This is a genomic window from Streptomyces griseorubiginosus (assembly GCF_001514195.1).
GTDB lineage: Bacteria > Actinomycetota > Actinomycetes > Streptomycetales > Streptomycetaceae > Streptomyces > Streptomyces griseorubiginosus.
In genome coordinates, this window is record NZ_KQ948736.1 from 1,191,811 (window position 1) to 1,212,498 (window position 20,688).

A 20,688-nucleotide genomic window follows, 5' to 3' on the forward strand; every position below is an offset into this window, starting at 1 on the left:
GGCGACCCGCGTGGGGACAACAGCCGTCCAGTCTACTTCGGCTGCGACGGCTCCTTCGCCCGGTCCACGGCGGCGGGCCCGCGCCGCACCGCCCCCGGCGCGTTCCACTCCTGCCGCCGCTTCGCCCGGATCTTGGCCGCCTCCGAGGACTGCAACTGATAAGGCACCGAGGTCACCATGACCCCCGGCGTGAACAGCAGCCGGCCCTTCAGCCTGAGCGCGCTCTGGTTGTGCAGCAGATGCTCGTACCAGTGCCCGACCACGTACTCGGGGATGATCACGGACACCGCGTCCCGCGGCGACTCCTTCCGGAGCCCCTTGACGTAGTCGATGATCGGCCGGGTGATCTCGCGGTACGGCGAGTCCAGCACCTTGAGGGGTACGTCGATCCCGCGCCGTTCCCACTCGGCGCGCAGTGCCTTGGTCTCGGCCGGGTCCACGTTGACGCAGAGGGCCTCCAGCGAGTCCGAGCGCATCAGCTTGGCGTAGGCGAGGGCGCGCAGTGCCGGGCGGTGGATCTTGGAGATCAGGACGACGGAGTGGACGCGGGAGGGCCGCAGGCTGTCGTCGCTCGGGCCCTCGGGCGCGGCGATCTCCTCGGCGACCCGGTCGTAGTGCTTACGGATCGCCGTCATCGTGGCGTAGAAGATGCACATGCCGAGCAGGGCCACCCAGGCGCCGTGCGTGAACTTGGTGACCAGGACGACGACCAGGACGAGCCCGGTGAAGAAGGCGCCGAAGGCGTTGATCGCGCGGGAGCGGATCATGTGGGTGCGCTTGGCGGGGTCCTTCTCCACGGCCAGGTGCCGGTTCCAGTGCCGGACCATGCCGGTCTGGCTGAGCGTGAAGGACACGAACACGCCGACGATGTAGAGCTGGATGAGCCGGGTCGAGTCGGCGCCGTAGATCCACACCAGCAGCCCGGCCGCACCGGCCAGCAGCACGATGCCGTTGGAGAAGGCGAGGCGGTCGCCGCGGGTGTGCAGCTGACGCGGGAGGTAGCGGTCCTGGGCGAGGATCGAGCCGAGCAGCGGGAAGCCGTTGTAGGCCGTGTTGGCGGCCAGGAACAGCACCAGCGCGGTGGCCGCGGCCAGCACGACGAACAGGAAGCTGCCCTTGCCGAAGACGGCCTCGGCGACCTGGGAGATCACCGGGTTCTGGACGTAGTCGGAGCCGAGGGGGACGCCGTTGTGGATCAGGTCGACGGCCGGGTTCTCGGCCATGCGGACGTTGGTGGTCATGGCCAGCGCGATGATCCCGCAGAACATGGTGACGGCCAGCAGGCCCATCATCGCGAGGGTCGTCGCCGCGTTCTTCGACTTGGGCTTGCGGAAGGCCGGCACGCCGTTGGAGATCGCCTCGACGCCGGTGAGCGCGGCACAGCCGGAGGAGAAGGCGCGCAGCATCAGGAAGACCAGGGCGAAGCCGGCCAGGCCCTGGTGCTCGGCCTTGATGTGGTAGTCCGCCGTGGGTGCCCGCATGGTGTCGCCGAGGACCAGCCCGCGGAACGCGCCCCACGCGATCATGACGAAGACGCCCGCGACGAAGACGTAGGTCGGGATCGCGAAGAGCGAGCCGGACTCCTTGACCCCGCGCAGGTTCATCAGCGTCAGCAGCACGATCACCGCGATCGCGCAGAGCACCTTGTGCTCGACGACGAACGGCACCGCGGAGCCGAGGTTCTCGATGCCGGAGGCGATGGAGACGGCGACGGTGAGGACGTAGTCGACGAGCAGGGCACTGGCGACGGTGAGGCCGGCCTTGGGGCCGAGGTTGGTCGTGGCCACCTCGTAGTCGCCGCCGCCGCTCGGGTAGGCGTGCACGTTCTGCCGGTAGGAGGCGACCACGGTGAACATCAGCACGACGACCGCGACGGCGATCCACGGGCTGTAGTGGTACGCCGACACACCCGCGATGGACAGGACCAGCAGCACCTCGCCGGGCGCGTACGCCACGGAGGACAGCGGGTCGGAGGCGAACACGGGAAGGGCGATGCGCTTCGGCAGGAGCGTTTCCCCGAGCCGATCACTGCGCAGTGCGCGCCCGATCAGGATCCGTTTGGGCACGTCGGTCAGTTTGGACACAACAGAGAAGCGTAAGCGTTCGAACGTGCGCTCAACCACCCGGCACCCCGCATCTGCTCTCCGGGTGAAAACCGGACGCTCCCCGGCTACGGATTCCACGGCCGCACGGATCCGCATGCCTATATGACAAGACCCCCGTCCGACCCCGCTATGACAGGACCCCGTCCGACCCCGCCCCCGGAGGCCTCATGTACACGACCGCCGAGCTCATCGGTGCCGCCGCCGCCCTCGTCGGCCTCGGAATCCTGACCCTCGCGAGCGTCCGCAGCATCAGCCGCCGCTGACAGCACGAAGTTGGGGGCAACCGTGCACAGGGGTGCCCTCGTCCTACCGCGCGTGTGTAGCTTGGGCCTCTGTCTGAGACCCTGATGTGGCTGAGCAGTAGTTATTGACACCGGAAGGACGGTCGTGCACATCGTCATCATGGGCTGCGGGAGAGTGGGTTCCGCTCTCGCCCAGACCCTGGAGCAACAGGGGCACACGGTCGCCGTGATCGACCAGGACCCCACCGCCTTCCGACGACTGGGCTCCGGTTTCGGCGGCCGTCGTGTCACCGGAGTCGGCTTCGACCAGGACACCCTGCGCGAGGCGGGCATCGAGGAGGCCGGCGCCTTCGCCGCGGTCTCCAGCGGCGACAACTCCAACATCATCGCCGCGCGGGTCGCCCGCGAGATGTTCGGCATCGAGAACGTCGCGGCCCGTATCTACGACCCGCGGCGTGCCGAGGTCTACCAGCGCCTCGGCATCCCGACGGTGGCCACGGTCCGCTGGACGGCGGACCAGATGCTGCGCCGGCTGCTGCCGTCCGGCGCGGAGCCGCTGTGGCGCGACCCCACGGGTGGCGTCCAACTGGCCGAGGTGCACGCCTCGTCCGCCTGGGTCGGCCACAAGATCAGCAGGTTGCAGGAGGAGACGGGCGTCCGGGTGGCGTTCCTGACCCGCCTCGGGGAGGCGATCCTGCCCACCTCGCAGACCGTGCTCCAGGAGGGTGACCTGGTCCACGTGATGATGCGTACGGACGACATCGAGAAGGTCGAGGCGTCCTTCGCCGAGGGCCCCGAAGAGGAGGGCGGTCACTGATGAGGGTCGCCATTGCCGGTGCCGGCGCGGTCGGCCGCTCGATCGCGGGCGAGCTGCTGGAGAACGGCCACGAGGTCCTCCTCGTCGACAAGGCGCCGACCGCCATCTCGGTCGAGCGCGTCCCGCAGGCGGAGTGGCTGCTCGCCGACGCCTGCGAGATCACCTCCCTGGACGAGGCCGCGCTCCAGCGCTGCAACGTCGTGATCGCCGCGACCGGCGACGACAAGGTCAACCTGGTCGTCTCCCTGCTGGCGAAGACCGAGTACGGCGTCCCGCGGGTCGTCGCCCGGGTGAACAACCCCAAGAACGAGTGGCTGTTCAACGAGTCCTGGGGCGTGGACGTCGCCGTGTCCACCCCGCGCCTGATGTCGGCGCTGGTCGAGGAGGCGGTGAGCGTCGGCGACCTGGTCCGCCTGCTCCGCTTCAGCCACGGCGACGCGAACCTCGTCGAGCTGACCCTCCCGGAGGAGTCGGCCCTGGCCGGCACCACGGTCGGCGACGTGGAGTGGCCCGAGGACACCTCCCTGGTGACCATCATCCGCGGCACCCGCGTCCTCACCCCGTCCCAGGACGACTCCCTGGAGGCGGGCGACGAACTCCTGTTCGTGGCGGCCCAGGCCCGCGAGGAGCAGCTGGAGGACCTGCTGTCGGTCCGCAAGGAAGAAGCGTCCTAGCGGTTACGACGACGGAAGGGCGCCCTGGAAATCTCAGGGCGCCCTTTCTCACTTCAGCCCGTCCGGCGTTTGAGGACGAGGCTCTTTCGGGGCCGAAGCGGGGGCCTGGGGGCGGCAGCCCCCAGCACGGCCCGCACCCGGCACCGAGCGCTATGCCTCCCGCCGGTGCCGCCCGCCCGCGGTCTCCTCGCGCTCCGCGCGCTTCCGCTCCTCCTCGGCCTTCTCCTCCGCCTCCATCTCCGCGAACACGTCGATCGGAGCGGGCGCCTTCGCGAGGAAGACCCAGGTCAGCCATACGGCCAGCAGGAAGGGCGGGATCTTCAGGGCGACCAGGACCCAGCCGAGCTGCGCGGTGTCGGCCCACCAGTACAGCGGGAAGAGGATCGCGCACTTGGCGAGCAGGATGCCGCCCCAGGCGTAACTGGCCTTGGCGTAGGCCTTCTTGCGGCCGGGGTTGCGGGTCCGCCAGGAGAGGTTCTCCTTGAAGACCGGGCCGAGGATGAGCCCCATCAGCGGTACACCGGCGAGGGTGCTGATGACGTACGCCAGGCCCAGGCCCAGGGTGTACAGCATGCCGGGCAGGTAGAAGTTCTTGGCGTTGCCGGTCATCATCGCGAAGACGACACCGAAGGCGACGCCGAAGACCCCGCTGAAGGCGTGCTTGACGGTGTCGCGCATGACCAGGCGGACCACGACCAGCAGCAGGGACACCGCGAGCGCGGCGATCGCCGACAGGTGCAGGTCCTTGTTGATCGTGAAGATCGTGACGAAGAGCAGCCCTGGCAGGACCGTCTCGACCATGCCCCGGACGCCGCCGAACGCCTCGAACAGGGCTGCCTCGGTCACCGCCCGCGCGTCGTCGGTCTCAGTGTCTTCGGTCGGCTTGTCGAGAGACGTCACCGGCTACTCCCGTCCCACGGGTCGGAGTTCGTATTTCGGATTGAACAGCACCCGGCGGCCCCGGCTCATGGAGATCCGGCCCGACGCGATCAGCTTGCGCCCCGGCTCTATGCCCACGATGGAGCGCCTGCCGAGCCACACCACGTCCAGGGCGGCGGAGCCGTCGAACAGCTCGGCCTCCAGGGCGGGGACGCCCGCGCGCGGTCGCAGGGTGACCGTGCGCAAGGTACCAGTAACGGTCACGATCTGGCGGTCGTGGCAGTCGCCGATCCGGGTGCAGCCCGCGGTCTCGGTGTCCTCGCGCAGCTCCTCGGACTCCAGGTCCTCCTGCGAGGAGGAGAGCCGGTCGAGCATGCGCCGGAACCGGCCCACCGGCTTCTCGGAACGCGGAACAGCACTCATATCCAAAAGCGTACCGGGGCCCGCCGACAGCGTTGTACCCACGGCACTGGCGTTCGAACCGGCCCTGCGTCCCCGGGCCCTCACTTCTCGAACCGGTACCCCATTCCCGGCTCCGTGACGAAGTGCTTGGGGTGCGAGGGATCCGCCTCCAGCTTGCGGCGCAGCTGGGCCATGTAGACCCGCAGGTAGTTGCTCTCCGTGCCGTACGACGGCCCCCAGACCTCCTGGAGGAGCTGCTTCTGGCTGACCAGCCGCCCGGTGTTGCGGACCAGCACCTCCAGCAGGTGCCACTCGGTGGGCGTGAGCCGTACGTCCCTGCCGTGCCTCTGGACCTTCTTGGCGGCCAGGTCGACCGTGAACTCGTCGGTCTCCACCAGGACGTCGTCCTCGTCGCCCCCGGTGGGCTCGGCGCGGCGCACGGCGGCCCGGAGGCGGGCCAGCAGCTCGTCCATGCCGAACGGCTTGGTCACGTAGTCGTCGGCGCCCGCGTCCAGCGCCTCGACCTTCTCGTCGGAGGAGTGCCGGGCGGACAGCACGAGGATCGGCACCCGGGTCCAGCCGCGCAGCCCTCTGATCACCTCGACGCCGTCCATGTCGGGCAGGCCGAGGTCCAGGACGACCACGTCGGGGTGGCGGGCGGCGGCGAGCCGCAGCGCGGTGGCGCCGTCGTGCGCCGCGTCGACCTCGTACTTGCGCGCCTTGAGGTTGATCACGAGGGCGCGCACGATCTGCGGCTCGTCGTCGATGACCAACACCCTCGTCATGTGGCCTGCCTTTCGGGTTCCGCTTCCGTGCTTCCGGCTTCGGCTTCGGTGCTTCCGGGTTCCGCTTCCGTGCTTCCGGGTTCCGCTTCCGTGCTTTCGGCTTCCGCTTCCGCGCTTCCGGCTTCCGCTTCCGCTTCCGCGAAGGGTTCGTCGGGGAGTTCCCCGCGCATGTGCGCGGCCCGGAGCGTCAGCACCATGGTGAGGCCTCCCCCGGGCGTGTCCTCGGCGTCGAGGGTGCCGTGCATGGCCTCCGCGAAACCCCGGGCCACCGCGAGGCCGAGCCCCACCCCGGCACCGCGCGGGGCGTCGCCGTAGCGCTGGAAGGGCTCGAAGATGCGTTCCTTGGCCTCGTCGGGGACGCCGGGGCCGCGGTCGACGACCCGCACCTCGACCCGGTCGGCGATGGCGCTGGCGGAGACCCTGACGGGCCGCCCGGACGGGCTGTACTTGACGGCGTTCTCGACCAGGTTGGCCACCGAGCGCTCCAGGAGCCCCGGGTCCACGGCGACCATCGGCAGGGTCTCCGGGACGTCCAGCTCGACACTCCCGTCGGGCACCCCGCCGAGCGCCATCGGCACCACCTCGTCCACGTCGATCTCCCGGATGAGCGGGGTGACCGTGCCGGTCTGGAGGCGGGACATGTCGAGCAGGTTGCCCACGAGGTGGTCGAGCCGGTCGGCGCCCTCCTCGATGCCCTCCAGGAGCTCCGCCTGGTCCTCCTCGGACCAGGCCACGTCGTCGGACCTGAGCGAGGAGACGGCCGCCTTGATGCCGGCGAGCGGGGTCCGCAGATCGTGCGACACGGCCGCCAGGAGCGCCGTGCGGATCCGGTTGCCCTCGGCCAGGGCGCGGGCCCGGTCGGCCTCCTCCTGGAGGCGGCTGCGGTCCAGGACGACGGCGGCCTGGGCGGCGAACGCGGCGAGCACCCGGCGGTCCTCGGCGGGCAGCACCCGGCCGGTGAGCGCCAGTGCCATGTGGTCCCCCACCGGTACGTCGACGTCGGCGTCCTCCGGCCGGTCCACGGCCGGCCCGAGCCCGGAGCGGCCCGCGCAGGTCCAGGGCTCGGTGTCACCGGCCCGTTCCAGCAGGGCCGCCGACTCCATCCCGAAGGTCTCCCGGACCCGCTCCAGGAGTTCCTCCAGGCCGGTCTCGCCGCGCAGCACGTTCCCGGCGAGGAACGACAGGATCTCCGACTCGGCGCGCAGCCGGGCGGCCTGGTGGGTCCTGCGGGCCGCCAGGTCGACGACGGAGGCGACCGAGATGCCGACGCCCACGAAGATCACGATGGCGACGATGTTCTTCGGGTCGGCGATGGTCCAGCGGTGCAGGGGCGGTGTGTAGAAGTAGTTCAGGAGCAGCGAGCCGACGGCGGCCGAGGCGAGCGCCGGGAACAGGCCGCCGAGCAGGGCCGCCGCGACCACGACCGCGAGGAACAGCAGCATGTCGTTGGCGAGGCCGAGGTCGACGGCGCTGAGCAGGACGGTCAGCAGCACCGGCGCCGCGAGGCCGACGACCCATCCCCACAGGATGCGGGCCCGGCCGAGCCGGGCGCCCCGGGCGACGGGCAGTCCGCGCCCCTTGGCGACCTCGTCGTGGGTGACGATGTGCACGTCCAGGTCGGGCCCCGACTCCCTCGCGACGGTCGCGCCCACGCCCGGTCCGAAGACGTACTGCCAGGTCTTGCGGCGGGAGGAGCCGAGGACGATCTGGGTGGCGTTGACCCCGCGCGCGAAGTCGAGCAGCGCGGCCGGAATGTCGTCGCCGACGACATGGTGAAAGGTTCCGCCGAGGTCCTCCACCAGGGTCCTCTGCACGGCGAGTTCCTTGGGCGAGGCGGAGGTGAGTCCGTCGCTGCGCGCGATGTAGACGGCGATGACCTCGCCACCGGCGCCCTTCTCGGCAAGGCGGGCGGCCCGCCGGATCAGGGTCCGCCCCTCCGGCCCGCCGGTCAGCCCGACCACGATCCGCTCCCGCGAACCCCAGATCCGAGAGACGCGGTGCTCGTTGCGGTACTGCTTGAGGTACTCGTCGACGCGGTCGGCCACCCACAGCAGGGCGAGTTCGCGCAGGGCGGTGAGGTTGCCGGGCCGGAAGTAGTTGGACAGGGCCGCGTCGACCTTGTCGGGCTGGTAGATGTTGCCGTGCGCCATCCGCCGCCGCAGCGCCTCCGGCGACATGTCGACCAGCTCGATCTGGTCCGCCCGCCGCACGATCTCGTCCGGCACGGTCTCGCGCTGCCGTACCCCGGTGATCGACTCGACGACGTCACCGAGCGACTCCAGATGCTGGATGTTCACCGTCGAGACCACGTCGATCCCGGCCGCCAGCAGCTCCTCCACGTCCTGCCAGCGCTTGGCGTTGCGGGAGCCCGGGATGTTGGTGTGGGCGAGTTCGTCCACCAGGGCGACGGCGGGGCCCCGCCGCAGCACGGCGTCGACGTCCATCTCGGTGAAGACGGCGTCCCGGTACTCCAGCTCGCGGCGCGGGACCTCCTCGAGGCCGTGCAGCATCACCTCGGTGCGGGGCCGCCCGTGGTGCTCCACGAAGCCCACGACGCAGTCGGTCCCCCGCTCCACCCTGCGGTGCGCCTCGGAGAGCATCGCGTACGTCTTGCCGACGCCCGGTGCCGCACCGAGGTAGATCCGAAGCCTGCCGCGTCCCATGAGCTCATTGTCTTCCGGTCGAGACTGCCTGCGCAGCGCCGACCCTACGTCCGCCGATCCCGGCAAAGCGGCCATGCACCGGCCTCGGGGAGCCTCTTTGACGCAACTCTGACGCGGGGGGGCGCTGCGACGACCGTCCTGCCGACTCCGCGCATCACGGCGGGGCGTCACCGTGGTCCCGGACCACACCTCGTGGCGCCCCGGCCGAACCCGGAACCGCCCTCAGCCCGCCACGATCTCCCCGTCCCCCACCTCCAGCACCCGGTCCGCCAGATCCAGCAGCGTCGCGTCGTGCGTGGCCACCAGTGCCGTCACGTTCTCACTGCGTACGACCGCCCGCAGCAGCTCCATCACCGAGTGACCGGTCTCCGCGTCCAGCTGGCCGGTCGGCTCGTCGGCGACCAGGAGGGAGGGGTTGTTGGCGAGGGCTCGGGCGATGGCGACCCGCTGCTGCTGGCCGCCCGAGAGTTCACCGGGCCGCTGCCTGGCGTGGTCCGAGAGGCCGACCAGGGACAGCAGCAGTTCGACCCGCTCCTCACGCGCGCGTGCGTCCATCCGCCGCAGCCGCATCGGCACGCCGACGTTCTCCGCTGCCGTGAGGATCGGGATGAGCCCGAAGGACTGGAAGACGAAGCCGATGCGGTCCCGGCGCAGCGCCAGCAGCCCGTCCTCGTCCAGCCCGGCGAGATCGACCCCGTCGATCTCCACCCGCCCCCGGTCGGGCCGGTCGAGCCCGCCGACGATGTTGAGGAGCGTGGTCTTCCCGGAGCCCGAACGCCCCTTGAGGGCCACCAGCTCGCCGCGCGGCACCTCGAAGGACACCCCGCGCAGTGCGTGCACCGCGCCGGCCCCCTCACCGAACGACCTGTGGATGTCCTCGACCCGCACCATGGTCTCGGTGACCGTCTGCGTCATACGTTCCTCCCCCGTCGAACCGCGGACCGCGAGACCGCGAACCGCGCAGCCGGGCGCCAGTATCAACCGCCCGGCGCCCGGCCTACAACGCTTTCAGTTCGGGTTGTCCCCGTGGGTGAGCGTCTCCCACGCGACGAAGAGATTGTTGCTGCCCGCCGGCCGGTTCCGCTCGGTCAGCGCCTGCGTGTTGGTCATGCCTATGCCAAGCCGATGGTGCAGGGCGTTGTACCCGACCTCGGTGACCGGCCCGAGCCCCGTCTTCAGCGACCCGCCGCACAGCCAGCTCGGCACGGCCGCACCCAGCTCGTACTTCGACTGGAACCCCAGCGCCTGCCGCAGCCGCTCGCCCACATCGGTGCCGTACAGATCCTGCCCCTGGATGCGACTGGTCTCGGCGACGTGCGAGATCGCGGAGATGCCGTACCCGGTGTGCGTGAAATCCCGGCAGGTCTCCTGGGTGAGCCCGGTGACGAAGGTGGACTGCCCCTGCCAGTAGTTGACGACCTTGGCCCGGGTGTCGAGGTTCTGGCTCGGCACCGTCTTGGGCAGCGCGCCGTCGGACTCCAGGTAGACGTAGGCGGCGGTACGGGTGCGGAACTTCCCCATCGCCTTGTCGTACGACACCTTGTCCTCCAGGAAGACGGAGATGCCGACGGCCGCCTCCATCATCGACAGTTCCCAGTTCCCGTTGGAGTTCGAGCCGTTGATGATCTCGGGCAGGTAGACGTTGCGCAACATGGTCGCGAAGCGCCCGGAGTTCGCCCAGCTCCCGGTGTACGTGTACTTGATGATCTCGGCGGCCCTGGGCCACGTCGAACCGGCCCAGCCGGTCTGGAGCGGCGCGTTGCTGTTGGTGTGGTCCGTGATCACCGCCGACCAGGCGTCCATGAGCTGGATGGCCTTCCTGGCGTACCGGTCGTCCCGGGTGAGGTACCAGGCGAGTGCGTCGGTGTACGCGGCGATCGCGTCCTCGCGCTCGTCGGTGCAGCCGTAGTTGGGGTTCGAGTACGACCCGCACTCGACGACCGCGCGCGGCTTGGGCGTGCGGTTCAGGTCGGCGTACTTGCTCGCCAGCATCTGGTCGAGGGCACCCTTCCAGGGCTGGGCGCCGGCCTCGACCTTGCCGCGGACGAAGTCCAACTGGCCCCGGGAGACGGTGACTCCGGGATGGGCGAAGGTGGTGGGAGCGGCGTCGGCGGGCACCGCGAGGGCTCCGGCGGCGAGGGCCGCGACGGTGAGGAGGAGAGCGGTTCTGCGCATGCGTGGGGGGCCTTTCGTTCTTGTACGTGAACGGAAAGCGCCTTTATGAACAGAGGCGTTGAGCGGAGACCGTAGGTACAGACCAATCCGCCGTCAAGGGTCCGCGCATGCGAAAGGGCCGCACCCCTGACGGGGTACGGCCCTCAGGGCCTGGGCGCTGTACGCCTACCGGACCTCGGTGATCTCCGGTCCGCGCTGGAGCTGACCCATGCCACCGGAGAAGCGGGAGCCCTCGTCCTGCTGCTGGACACCCTCGGGGACCATCTGGGCGTCGTTCGGCAGCTTGAGGACGATCGGGTCGCGGGGCGCCATCGGGCCCTCGCCGCGGACCACGACCGTGTCCCGGAAGATCTGCTCCAGAAGCCCGGCCGCCTGCGGCTGCACCGCGCCCTGGCCCGAGATCACACCGCGCAGGAACCAGCGCGGGCCGTCCACACCCACGAACCGCACGACCTGGAAGCCGCCCGTGCCGTCCGGCAGCTGTACCGGCACCTGAGCGCGCAGCTCCCAGCCCAGCGGACCCTCGACCTCGTCGATGATGCCGCCCTGCTGGGTGATGCCCGAGCCGATCTCCTCGCGCACCTCGCCCCAGATGCCCTCACGCTTGGGAGCGGCGAAGGCCTGGAGCTGGATGGCGCTGTCGCGCAGCACGACGGTGGCCGCGACGATCGCGTCGCCCGCGACCTCGACCCGCAGCTCCATGCCGTCGACACCCGGGACGAACAGACCGCCCAGGTCGACCCGGCCCTCGGCGGGGTCGCGCACCTCGGTGCTGTCCCAGGGCCCGTCGGGCCGCGGCTCCGGCTCCAGCCGTACGCGCTCGCGCTCCACGTCGTCCGCCTCAGTGTCGACACTGTCGACGACCTGCTCGGCCTCGCCGGCCGCGCCCTCGGCGGCACCCTTCTTGTTGCGACGTCCGAACACGTCACTGTCCTTCCCGGTCGGATACGACCGATGCGTATCGATTCCCACCCGTTGTGCCGCCCAGGGCGGCCTCACCGCTTGTATCGCCCCCGTCGCCCACGGCGGCGTGACCGCCGGTGGACCCGAAGCCCCCCTCGGCCCGCGCCGACTCGGGAAGCTCCGCGACCTCCTGGAAGCGGACCCTCTCGACCTGCTGGACGACGAGTTGGGCGATCCGGTCGAAGCGCTCGAACCGCACCGACTCGTGCGGGTCGAGATTCACCACGATCACCTTGATCTCCCCACGGTACCCGGCATCAACCGTCCCCGGGGCATTCACGAGAGCGACACCGCAGCGGGCGGCGAGGCCGGACCGGGGGTGCACGAAGGCCGCGTACCCCTCCGGCAGCGCCACAGACACCCCCGTGGGCAGCACGGCCCGCTCCCCCGGCTTGAGTTCACGGGCCTCGGTGGTCCGCAGATCGGCCCCCGCGTCACCGGGGTGCGCGTACGCCGGAAGCGGTACGTCGGGATCGACGCGCCGGATCAGCACGGCGAGCTCTTGACGGGGTTCACGGCTCACGGGTTCACCTCGAAGGCACGGGCACGCCGGACCTGGTCCGGGTCGTTCATGGCGGCCCGGATCTCCTCCGGACGGCCGTTGTCGATGAAGTGGTCCACCTTGACCTCGACGAACATCGCGTCGGCACGGACCGCGACGGGCCCCTCGGGGCCGCCGATCCGGCCGGTCGCGGTCGAGAAGATCTTCCGCCCGGCCACCGCCGTCACCTCGGCCTCCAGGTACAGCACCGTGCCGACCGGCACCGGCCGCACGAAGTCCGTCTCCAGGCGTCCGGTCACGGCGATCGTGCGCAGCAGCCAGTTGAGCGAGCCCAGGGTCTCGTCGAGGGCGCTCGCGAGCACCCCGCCGTGCGCGAGTCCGGGGGCGCCCTGGTGGGCGGGGCGCACGGTGAACTCGGCGGTGACCGAGACGCCCTCGCCGGCCCGTGCCTCCAGGTGCAGCCCGTGGGGCTGCTCGCCGCCACAGCCGAAACACTGGCCGTAGTGCGCACCGAGGAGCTCACCGGGCGCGGGGGCGTCCGGGTGTCGCACGGGTCGCACCGCGTCGGCGGGAGGCTGAAGAGCCGGGGAAGTACCACTCACAGCCGCAGACCTTACCCGCGCGTCGGGCCTGTCAGGACACCGTGCCAAGCTTGGTTTCATGCAGCCCTCCGCCGTCCCGTACGACGAACGCCTCACCGCCCCCCGCTCCTGGTGGCTGATCTCCTTCCTGGTCGGGGTCGCCTTCGCGCTGATCCTGCTGCCGTTCGGCCCGCTTCCGCTGCTCGGCGGCCTGGTCGGCGGCACCGCCGTCGCCGCGGTGATGGCGAGTTCCTACGGCTCGCTGCGCATCCGGGTCGTGGGTGACTCGCTGATCGCCGGCGAGGCGAAGATCCCGGTGTCGGCGCTGGGCGAGGCGGAGGTCCTGGACCCGGAGGAGGCCCGGGCCTGGCGGACGTACAAGGCCGACACCCGCGCCTTCCTGCTGCTGCGGGCCTACATCCCGAGGGCGCTGAAGGTGGAGGTCACCGATCCGCAGGACCCGACGCCCTACCTGTACCTGTCGACGCGGGAGCCGGAGCGGCTGGCCGAGGCGCTGAAGGCAGCCCGCACAGCCGCCGCATAGAACGTTCGTGCAGGGCTTCACCCGGCGGGTGGGGCCCTGTCTTCTCACTGAAGTCTTACGAGTTGGTGCGTGATAGCGGGTGAGGCGTCGTTCCTGGCCGGTGGCATGATCCGGGTGTGGCGATCATGGTCAATCGGGCGGTGTTGGCGCATCCGCTGTTCACGGGGATCTCTCGACGGCATCTTGCGCTCCTCGTCCAGGAGTTGGCGGTGCCGTGGCAGGCCGGGGTCGAGGGTCGTCGCCATGCTGCACGAGGTGGGGCCAGGAAGCGGGCCGCAGGGGCTGGCGCCCGTCACCAGCTGGTCTTCGTCGACCGGCTGGTGGCCACGCTGATCCATCTGCGGCACGACCTGCCGCACTCGGTGCTGGGGCTGCTGTTCGGTGTCGACCGTTCCACCGTCACCCGTGCGATCGCCGAGATACGTACGCTCCTGGCCGAGCGGGGATGCGCGGTCCCCGACCGCCCCGGCCTGCGATTACGGACTCTGGCCGACGTGTTCGCCTACGCCCAGGCCGAAGGCGTCGAGCTGCGGCTGGACGCCACTGAAGTCCAGGTCCGCCGGCCACCTGCTGGCCGCGGCGGACGGCGCGCTTTCGTTTCCGGGAAGAAGAGACAGAACACCATGAAGGCCACCGTCATCGCCGACTGGCGCGGCCGCACCTTATGGACCGACAACCTGCGGCCTGGTCGTATGCACGATGCCACGGCCGCCCGCAACGAAGGCATCGACGTCTGCTTCCAACACTTCCCCGACGTTGAGGTCCTCCTGGACGACGGCTACCTCGGCCTGAGCCGCGACCACCGCGGGCAAGCGATCACACCGCCGAGAAAACCACGGCCCGGAGCACTGCCCAGCAGGGTCGAACAGTGGGAACGCGACCGCCACGGACACTCATCCGACCGCATCACCGTCGAACATGCCCTCGCCGACCACAAACGCTGGAAGCAACTGACGCGCTGGACCCACCGCCGCGACCGCCTTCCCGACACCTACCGCGCCATCGCCAGCCTCGTATCCGACCGCACCGCCACGACCTGAGAACGGCCGCGAGCAGGACAAACACGCCTCACCCGCTATCACGCACCAACTCGTTACTCCTCCAGCTCCAGCGGGTTCGCCGGGGCCTCCAGGGCCGGCAGCGCGGGGAGCTGATCCCAGGGGACCTGGACCTTGCGCAGGTCCTTGCGGATGCGTTCGGCGAGCTTCCTGGTGTCCCGGCGGTTCATGACCGCTCCCACGGCCGCGCCGACCAGGAACGGCATGAGGTTCGGCAGGTCGCGGATCATCCGCTTCATGATCTGCTGCCGCAGCTGATGCTTCATCTGGGTGTTGAGGGAGCCGCTCACGGTCGACGGCTTCTTCACGTCGATCCCGCGCTCTCCCGACCAGGAGTTCAGATACGCGGTGCTGCGCTCCCTGAGGTTGCCCGGGGGTCGTACCCCGTAGACCTCGTGCAGTTCCGCGATGAGCTTCAGCTCGATCGCGGCGACTCCGGTGATCTCGGCGGCCAGTTCGGTCGGCATCGCCGGCGGCACGGGAAGCATCGCCGCCGCACCGACGCCCGCGCCGACCGTCGCGGTGGCGCTCGCCGCGCCCGTGACGAGCTTGTCGGCGAGTTGCTCGGGGCCGAGGCCGGGGAACTGACGGCGGAGGGTCGCGAGGTCCCGTACGGGGATACGCGGGGCTATCTCGATGATCCGGTCGGTGAGGTACGCCAGGCCCGCCCTGGCCCGGCTGCCGCCCTTGCGGACCCCTTCCCGGGTCTTGTCCCGGATCGCCGCCACCCGCCGTTTGGCGACGGGCGCGGGCGTCCCGGTCCGATCGGTGGGTGCCGGGAGGTCGGCCCGGGCAACCACCGGTTCGAGCGAGGCTCCCGGATCGAAAGAGCCCCGCTCGTCGTCACGCGTGCGATGAGGACCGTCCGACGGCCCTTTGTCCGCCTTCCCCAGGGGAAGGCGGCGCTTCCGAGGAGAGGTCGAGCCAGTCATGCCCGACCCTCCCTCAGTCGCAGTCGCGGCAGATCGGCTGGCCGTTCTTCTCGCGGGCCAGCTGGCTGCGGTGATGCACCAGGAAGCAGCTCATGCAGGTGAACTCGTCCTGCTGCTTGGGCAGCACCCGGACGGCCAGCTCCTCGTTGGAGAGGTCTGCTCCGGGCAGCTCCAGGCCTTCCGCGGCCTCGAACTCGTCGACGTCGACAGCGGACGTCGACTTGTCGTTCCGCCGTGCCTTGAGCTCTTCAAGGCTGTCCGAGTCGACGTCGTCGTCGGTCTTGCGTGGGGTGTCGTAATCCGTTGCCATGTCGCTCTCCCCCTCTGGGTGTCTGCGGTGTCTCCAGCGCACGTAACGCGTGAGAGGCCGGACTTGTGCCCGACCTGAGGCGGAGATTTTGCCTCACATCAAGGTCTGTTACTCAATCGACACCCAACCGGACTCCTCTTGAGTGATCGGGTTGGATGGCGATCGGGACCGTACACGGTCCGAATCCCGCACTTCAAAGGCGTCTCACCGTGTACTTTCCGTGATCAGGACCTGTGAAAACCCGGATTTTCCCGGCTTTCCGACATGACGCATGATCACTGAGAGTAGATGGCCGGAAATTCTCCCTTGTGATCGATCACACACGGAACTGCCCGTCGGGTGCCCAGAAAATTCCGCGCAAAGCGAACATCCCTGTGTGTCGATCTCAGTGCGGGGGCCATGATCTCAGACCGGCAGGGTCACTCGCATCACGAGTCCACCCCCTTCGCGCGGCTGAGCCGAGATGTGGCCGCCGTGCGCCCGCGCCACGGACCGCACGATGGACAGTCCGAGCCCGACGCCCTTGTCGCTGCCGGTGCGGTCCGCGCCGCGCAGCCGCTTGAAGGGCTCGAAGAGATCGTCGACCTCGTAGGCGGGCACGACCGGGCCCGTGTTGGAGACCGTGAGCACCGCCTGACCGTGCTGCACCTCGGTGGTGACCTCGACCCAGCCGTCCTCGGGCACGTTGTAGCGCACGGCGTTCTGCACGAGGTTCAGGGCGATGCGCTCCAGCAGGACGCCGTTGCCCTGGACGACCGCCGACCGCTGCTCGCTGCGGATCGCCACGCCCTTGGCCTCGGCCTCGGCGCGCACCTGGTCGACCGCCTGCTCGGCGACCTCGGCGAGGTCCACGGGCTTGCGCTCGACGATCTGGTTGTCGCTGCGGGCGAGCAGCAGCAGTCCCTCCACGAGCTGCTCACTGCGCTCGTTGGTGGCCAGCAGCGTCTTGCCGAGCTGCTGGAGCTCCGGCGGCGCGCCCGGGTCGGACAGGTGCACCTCCAGGAGCGTGCGGTTGATCGCGAGCGGTGTCCGCAACTCGTGCGAGGCGTTGCCGACGAAGCGCTGCTGGGCCGTGAAGGCGCGCTCCAGGCGCTCCAGCATGTCGTCGAAGGTGTCGGCCAGTTCCTTGATCTCGTCGTCCGGGCCGTCCAGCTCGATGCGGCGGGACAGGTCCGAGCCCGCCACCGCGCGGGCGGTCCGCAGGATCCGGCCGAGCGGCGACAGGACGCGTCCCGCCATGGCGTAGCCGAAGGCGAAGGCGATGATCGCGAGGCCGAGCAGGGCCAGCAGGGAACGGCTGAGGAGGTCGTCCAGGGCGTGCTGGCGCTGGTCGTTGACACAGGCGTTGATGGCCCTGTTCATGACCTCGGAGGTGCCGCTCGAGGGCAGGTTGCGGCAGATGTCGCTCGTGACGCTGCCCGTGGTGATCTCGAAGGGCAGTTTGCTGCCGACGTTCAGCGCCTGCGCGGCCACCAGGTAGATGATCGACAGCAGCAGGATGCCCGCGATCAGGAACATGCCGCCGTACAGCAGCGTGAGCCTTATGCGGATGGTCGGGCGCAGCCAGGGCAGCTGCGGCGCCGGCCGCCTGGGGTCCCAGGTGGGCTTCGGAGGGGCCTGGGGAGGAGCGGGAGTCGAAGCCACGGGTATCAGATCCGGTAGCCCGAGCCGGGGACGGTGACGATCACCGGGGGTTCGCCCAGCTTGCGGCGCAGGGTCATGACGGTCACCCGCACGACATTGGTGAAGGGGTCGGTGTTCTCGTCCCAGGCCTTCTCCAGGAGCTGCTCCGCGGAGACGACGGCGCCCTCGGAGCGCATCAGGACCTCCAGGACGGCGAACTCCTTCGGCGCGAGCTGGACCTCCTTGCCGTCGCGGAAGACCTCGCGGCGGTTGGGGTCGAGCTTGATCCCGGCGCGCTCCAGGACGGGCGGGAGCGGCACGCTGGTGCGCCGGCCGAGGGCACGCACGCGTGCGGTCAGCTCGCTGAAGGCGAAGGGCTTGGGCAGGTAGTCGTCGGCGCCGATCTCCAGGCCCTCGACGCGGTCGCTGACGTCGCCGGACGCCGTGAGCATCAGCACCCGCGTGGGCATGCCGAGTTCGACGATCTTGCGGCAGACGTCGTCGCCGTGGACGAGCGGGAGGTCGCGGTCGAGGACGACCACGTCGTAGTCGTTGACGCCGATGCGCTCCAGGGCGGCCGCACCGTCGTACACGACGTCGACGGCCATGGCCTCCCGGCGCAGTCCGGTGGCCACCGCATCGGCGAGCAGCTGCTCGTCCTCGACGACGAGTACGCGCACGTCGCTTGTCCTTCCTGTGTCCACCCGCGTAGCGCGCTCAGGGCGCAGCACGGGCAGGAGTTCGGGTGAGTGTTGGTCTCCATCCTGCCCTTTTCGGCCATAAGTCGGCGGTAAGGCGGATGAGGGGCAGCTGAAAGACGGGTGTGAGAGCGGGAATGCGGGATTTTCTCGCGTGGTTGAGGTTTCCGTCGGAAGGAGCGGGGGGAGGACGGCTTTACACCCCGCGATCACGCTCTGCATGTGCCGTACCACCATGCGGCACGACGTGCTCCCGTTTGTCCAGAGCGGGCGTGGGTGTCCGGCACCGTCGCCGCCCGGCAGGGCAGCGCTGGGCACCCGCAGGAGACGTGATCGCCCCTTCCGAACGGCACACCCCCGTGCCACCGACTCACGACCCAGGACGAGGGGGCGCAGCATGGACGCATTCACCGCAGGACTTCTGCAGCGCATAAGGGCGACCGAGACCGACCTGACGCGGGCTCGCAACGACGGCGACGACTTCCTCGTCGAGGTGGAGCAGGGCGAGCTCGACGACCTGCGCCGCCTCGCCGCCGAACACGGTGTGGAGGTCGGCGCCTAGCGTCTGATCGGCTTCGCGGCACAACAGCTTCGCGGCACGACAGCGGACCCCCGGCGAATCCAGCGCCGGGGGTCCGCTGCGTCCACGGGGAGCCGCGTTCACCTCACGTTCGCCCGGTGCACGTGTGCCCGTACCTGCGCACCTCAGTCGTGCCAGGCGCCGAAGTCCTCCAGGAGCCGCTGGAGGGGCTCGAAGACGCCCGGGGTGCCCGCGACCGTGAGGTCCCGGTTGGGGCGCTCTCCGGGGCGTCCGCCGGTCAGGGCGCCCGCCTCCCGGGCGACGAGGTCGCCCGCTCCGTAGTCCCAGGCGTTCAGGCCGCGCTCGTAGTAGCCGTCGAGGCGTCCGGCGGCCAGGTCGCACAGGTCGACCGCGGCCGACCCCCCGCGCCGGATGTCGCGCAGCAGCGGGATCAGCTTCCCCGCCACCTCGGCCTGGTGGGTGCGGACCTCGCTGACGTAGTTGAAGCCCGTCGACACCAGGGCCTGCTCCAGCGGCGCCGTCGGCCGGCAGGTCAGCCTGCGCTCGCCCGCCCAGGCGCCGGTGGCCCAGGCGCCCCCGCCGCGGACCGCGTGGTAGGTCTCCCCGCGCATCGGCACCGCGACGACCCCGACGACGGTCTCGCCGTCCTCCTCGGCCGCGATGGACACCGACCAGGTCGGCAGTCCGTAGAGGTAGTTGACCGTGCCGTCGAGCGGGTCGATCACCCAGCGGATCCCGCTGGTGCCCTCGGTGGAGGCGCCCTCCTCGCCGAGGAAGCCGTCGTCCGGACGGCGCTCGGAGATCAGGTCGGTGATCAGCTTCTCGGCCGCGATGTCCATCTCGGTCACCACGTCGATGGGGCTGGACTTGGTCCTGGCGACCGCGAGGTCGGCCGGGCGGCCGTCCCGCAGCAGGGTGCCGGCGCTGCGGGCCGCCTCCTGGGCCAGTTCGAGCAGTTCCGCGTGCAGGGGGTCGGTCACGGCGCTCCTCACGCGTAGGGGCTGTCGACGCCCGCGGCGGCGGGCCTGGGGGCACGGGCGGGGCAGCAGCCGACCGGGCAGACGTTGTGGCTCGCCCCGAGGGCGCCGAGGGCGCAGGGGGTGACCTCCTGGCCGCGCTCCACCGTGGCACGCTCCAGGACCAGGTCGCGGATCGCGGCGGCGAACCGCGGATCGGCGCCGACGGTCGCGGAGCGGCGCATCGGCAGGCCCAGTTCCTCGGCCTTCGCCTTGGCCTCGGTGTCGAGGTCGTAGAGGACCTCCATGTGGTCGGAGACGAAGCCGATGGGCGCGATCACCACGGCCGGGGCGCCGGAGTCGTGCCGCTCCTCCAGGTGGTCGCAGATGTCGGGCTCCAGCCACGGGATGTGCGGAGCGCCGGAGCGCGACTGGTAGACGAGCTGCCAGGGGTGGTCGACGCCGGTGCGCTCGCGGACGGCGTCGGCGATCAGCCGGGCGACCTCCAGGTGCTGCGCGACGTACGCGCCGCCCTCGCCGTGGGCCTCGGCCGGACCCGAGGTGTCCGCGGAGGCGGTCGGGATCGAGTGGGTCGAGAAGGCGAGGTGGGCGCCGTCGCGGACCTCCTCGGGGAGCTCGGCGAGGGACTGGATCACCCCGTCGACCATGGGCTCCACGAAGCCGGGGTGGTTGAAGTAGTGCCGCAGCTTGTCGATCCTCGGCAGCTCCAGGCCCTCGGCCTCCAGGGCGGCCAGCGCGTCGGCGAGGTTCTCGCGGTACTGGCGGCAGCCCGAGTACGAGGCGTACGCGCTGGTGGCGAGGACCAGGATGCGGCGGTGGCCGTCGGCGACCATCTCGCGCAGGGTGTCGGTGAGGTAGGGGGCCCAGTTGCGGTTGCCCCAGTAGATCGGCAGGCCCAGGCCGTGGTCGGCGAAGTCCTTGCGGAGGGCGTCCAGCAGGGCGCGGTTCTGGTCGTTGATGGGGCTGACCCCGCCGAACAGGAAGTAGTGCTGTCCGACTTCCTTCAGGCGTTCCTTGGGGATGCCGCGCCCACGCGTCACGTTCTCGAGGAACGGGACCACGTCGTCCGGGCCCTCGGGGCCTCCGAACGAGAGCAGGAGCAGGGCGTCGTAGGGGGTGGCGTCGAGCGCGTCTCGCATGGGTCGATCCTGTCATCCGGTACTGACAGCCGGGAAACGGCGGGGTGACCGGCCGGGTTCCCGGGCCGTTCGGACGGG

21 protein-coding genes are annotated in these 20,688 nt (G+C 70.4%); 5 read left to right on the forward strand and 16 right to left on the reverse strand.

The window, feature by feature from the left end; genetic code table 11:
• Positions 1–32: 32 nt before the first annotated feature.
• Complete coding sequence (locus AQJ54_RS17855) at positions 33–2,084, reverse strand: APC family permease (protein ID WP_062022460.1); 2,052 nt, start codon at positions 2,082–2,084, stop codon at positions 33–35.
• Positions 2,085–2,492: 408 nt separating this feature from the next.
• On the opposite strand from AQJ54_RS17855, the gene AQJ54_RS17860 reads away from it, so the two are divergent.
• A complete protein-coding gene (locus AQJ54_RS17860) occupies positions 2,493–3,164 on the forward strand; it encodes a potassium channel family protein (RefSeq protein ID WP_020139215.1) in 672 nt (223 codons plus the stop codon).
• Positions 3,164–3,838, forward strand: a complete 675-nt coding sequence (locus tag AQJ54_RS17865) for a potassium channel family protein (RefSeq protein WP_020139214.1) — start codon at positions 3,164–3,166, stop codon at positions 3,836–3,838. Before AQJ54_RS17860 ends, AQJ54_RS17865 begins: the two co-directional genes overlap by 1 nt.
• A 150-nt stretch (positions 3,839–3,988) precedes the next feature.
• Here AQJ54_RS17865 and AQJ54_RS17870 read toward each other — a convergent pair whose 3' ends face one another.
• The 9 genes from AQJ54_RS17870 to AQJ54_RS17910 form a co-directional block, all read right to left on the reverse strand.
• The gene (locus AQJ54_RS17870; RefSeq protein ID WP_062022462.1) at positions 3,989–4,738 is read right to left on the reverse strand and encodes a DUF3159 domain-containing protein; all 750 of its coding nucleotides are present in this window, start codon (positions 4,736–4,738) and stop codon (positions 3,989–3,991) included.
• A gap of 3 nt (positions 4,739–4,741) precedes the next feature.
• Positions 4,742–5,140: an OB-fold nucleic acid binding domain-containing protein gene (locus tag AQJ54_RS17875; protein WP_037710883.1), complete on the reverse strand. Its 399-nt coding sequence runs from the start codon at positions 5,138–5,140 to the stop codon at positions 4,742–4,744.
• 80 nt (positions 5,141–5,220) lie between these two features.
• The gene (locus AQJ54_RS17880; RefSeq protein WP_062022465.1) at positions 5,221–5,904 is read right to left on the reverse strand and encodes a response regulator; all 684 of its coding nucleotides are present in this window, start codon (positions 5,902–5,904) and stop codon (positions 5,221–5,223) included.
• Positions 5,901–8,567, reverse strand: a complete 2,667-nt coding sequence (locus AQJ54_RS17885) for a sensor histidine kinase (protein WP_062238447.1) — start codon at positions 8,565–8,567, stop codon at positions 5,901–5,903. Before AQJ54_RS17885 ends, AQJ54_RS17880 begins: the two co-directional genes overlap by 4 nt.
• 222 nt (positions 8,568–8,789) lie before the next feature.
• Positions 8,790–9,482, reverse strand: coding sequence for an ABC transporter ATP-binding protein (locus AQJ54_RS17890; RefSeq protein ID WP_062238449.1), 693 nt, complete (start codon positions 9,480–9,482; stop codon positions 8,790–8,792).
• Between the two features lie 93 nt (positions 9,483–9,575).
• Positions 9,576–10,742: an alginate lyase family protein gene (locus tag AQJ54_RS17895; RefSeq protein WP_062238451.1), complete on the reverse strand. Its 1,167-nt coding sequence runs from the start codon at positions 10,740–10,742 to the stop codon at positions 9,576–9,578.
• A gap of 165 nt (positions 10,743–10,907) precedes the next feature.
• Complete coding sequence (locus AQJ54_RS17900) at positions 10,908–11,666, reverse strand: DUF3710 domain-containing protein (protein ID WP_020139207.1); 759 nt, start codon at positions 11,664–11,666, stop codon at positions 10,908–10,910.
• A 1-nt stretch (position 11,667) separates the two neighbouring features.
• The gene (gene dut / locus AQJ54_RS17905; protein WP_062238452.1) at positions 11,668–12,228 is read right to left on the reverse strand and encodes a dUTP diphosphatase; all 561 of its coding nucleotides are present in this window, start codon (positions 12,226–12,228) and stop codon (positions 11,668–11,670) included.
• Positions 12,225–12,809: a PaaI family thioesterase gene (locus AQJ54_RS17910; RefSeq protein WP_062022478.1), complete on the reverse strand. Its 585-nt coding sequence runs from the start codon at positions 12,807–12,809 to the stop codon at positions 12,225–12,227. The genes dut and AQJ54_RS17910 overlap by 4 nt, the downstream gene beginning before the upstream one ends.
• A gap of 58 nt (positions 12,810–12,867) precedes the next feature.
• Between AQJ54_RS17910 and AQJ54_RS17915 the strand changes: the two genes are divergently transcribed.
• Together AQJ54_RS17915 and AQJ54_RS17920 are read left to right on the forward strand one after the other, a co-directional pair.
• Entirely contained in the window at positions 12,868–13,332 is a 465-nt protein-coding gene (locus tag AQJ54_RS17915; RefSeq protein ID WP_062238454.1) for a DUF3093 domain-containing protein, read from the forward strand.
• Positions 13,333–13,457: 125 nt separating this feature from the next.
• Positions 13,458–14,372, forward strand: coding sequence for a transposase family protein (locus AQJ54_RS17920; protein ID WP_211278555.1), 915 nt, complete (start codon positions 13,458–13,460; stop codon positions 14,370–14,372).
• Between the two features lie 53 nt (positions 14,373–14,425).
• Here AQJ54_RS17920 and AQJ54_RS17925 read toward each other — a convergent pair whose 3' ends face one another.
• From AQJ54_RS17925 to AQJ54_RS17940, 4 genes are all read right to left on the reverse strand, one after another.
• Positions 14,426–15,322, reverse strand: a complete 897-nt coding sequence (locus tag AQJ54_RS17925; RefSeq protein WP_079069889.1) for a hypothetical protein — start codon at positions 15,320–15,322, stop codon at positions 14,426–14,428.
• 13 nt (positions 15,323–15,335) lie between these two features.
• The gene (locus AQJ54_RS17930) at positions 15,336–15,632 is read right to left on the reverse strand and encodes a DUF4193 domain-containing protein (protein WP_005481602.1); all 297 of its coding nucleotides are present in this window, start codon (positions 15,630–15,632) and stop codon (positions 15,336–15,338) included.
• Between the two features lie 405 nt (positions 15,633–16,037).
• The gene (locus tag AQJ54_RS17935) at positions 16,038–17,276 is read right to left on the reverse strand and encodes a sensor histidine kinase (protein ID WP_062022485.1); all 1,239 of its coding nucleotides are present in this window, start codon (positions 17,274–17,276) and stop codon (positions 16,038–16,040) included.
• 5 nt (positions 17,277–17,281) lie between these two features.
• Positions 17,282–17,935: a response regulator transcription factor gene (locus tag AQJ54_RS17940; RefSeq protein WP_007385219.1), complete on the reverse strand. Its 654-nt coding sequence runs from the start codon at positions 17,933–17,935 to the stop codon at positions 17,282–17,284.
• 415 nt (positions 17,936–18,350) lie between these two features.
• Between AQJ54_RS17940 and AQJ54_RS46110 the strand changes: the two genes are divergently transcribed.
• Entirely contained in the window at positions 18,351–18,515 is a 165-nt protein-coding gene (locus AQJ54_RS46110) for a hypothetical protein (protein WP_020139201.1), read from the forward strand.
• A 143-nt stretch (positions 18,516–18,658) separates the two neighbouring features.
• On the opposite strand, the gene AQJ54_RS17945 is transcribed toward AQJ54_RS46110, so the two are convergent.
• Together AQJ54_RS17945 and AQJ54_RS17950 are read right to left on the reverse strand one after the other, a co-directional pair.
• Entirely contained in the window at positions 18,659–19,474 is an 816-nt protein-coding gene (locus AQJ54_RS17945; RefSeq protein ID WP_062238456.1) for an inositol monophosphatase family protein, read from the reverse strand.
• An 8-nt stretch (positions 19,475–19,482) separates the two neighbouring features.
• Complete coding sequence (locus tag AQJ54_RS17950) at positions 19,483–20,610, reverse strand: ferrochelatase (RefSeq protein WP_062238458.1); 1,128 nt, start codon at positions 20,608–20,610, stop codon at positions 19,483–19,485.
• Between the last annotated feature and the right edge of the window lie 78 nt (positions 20,611–20,688).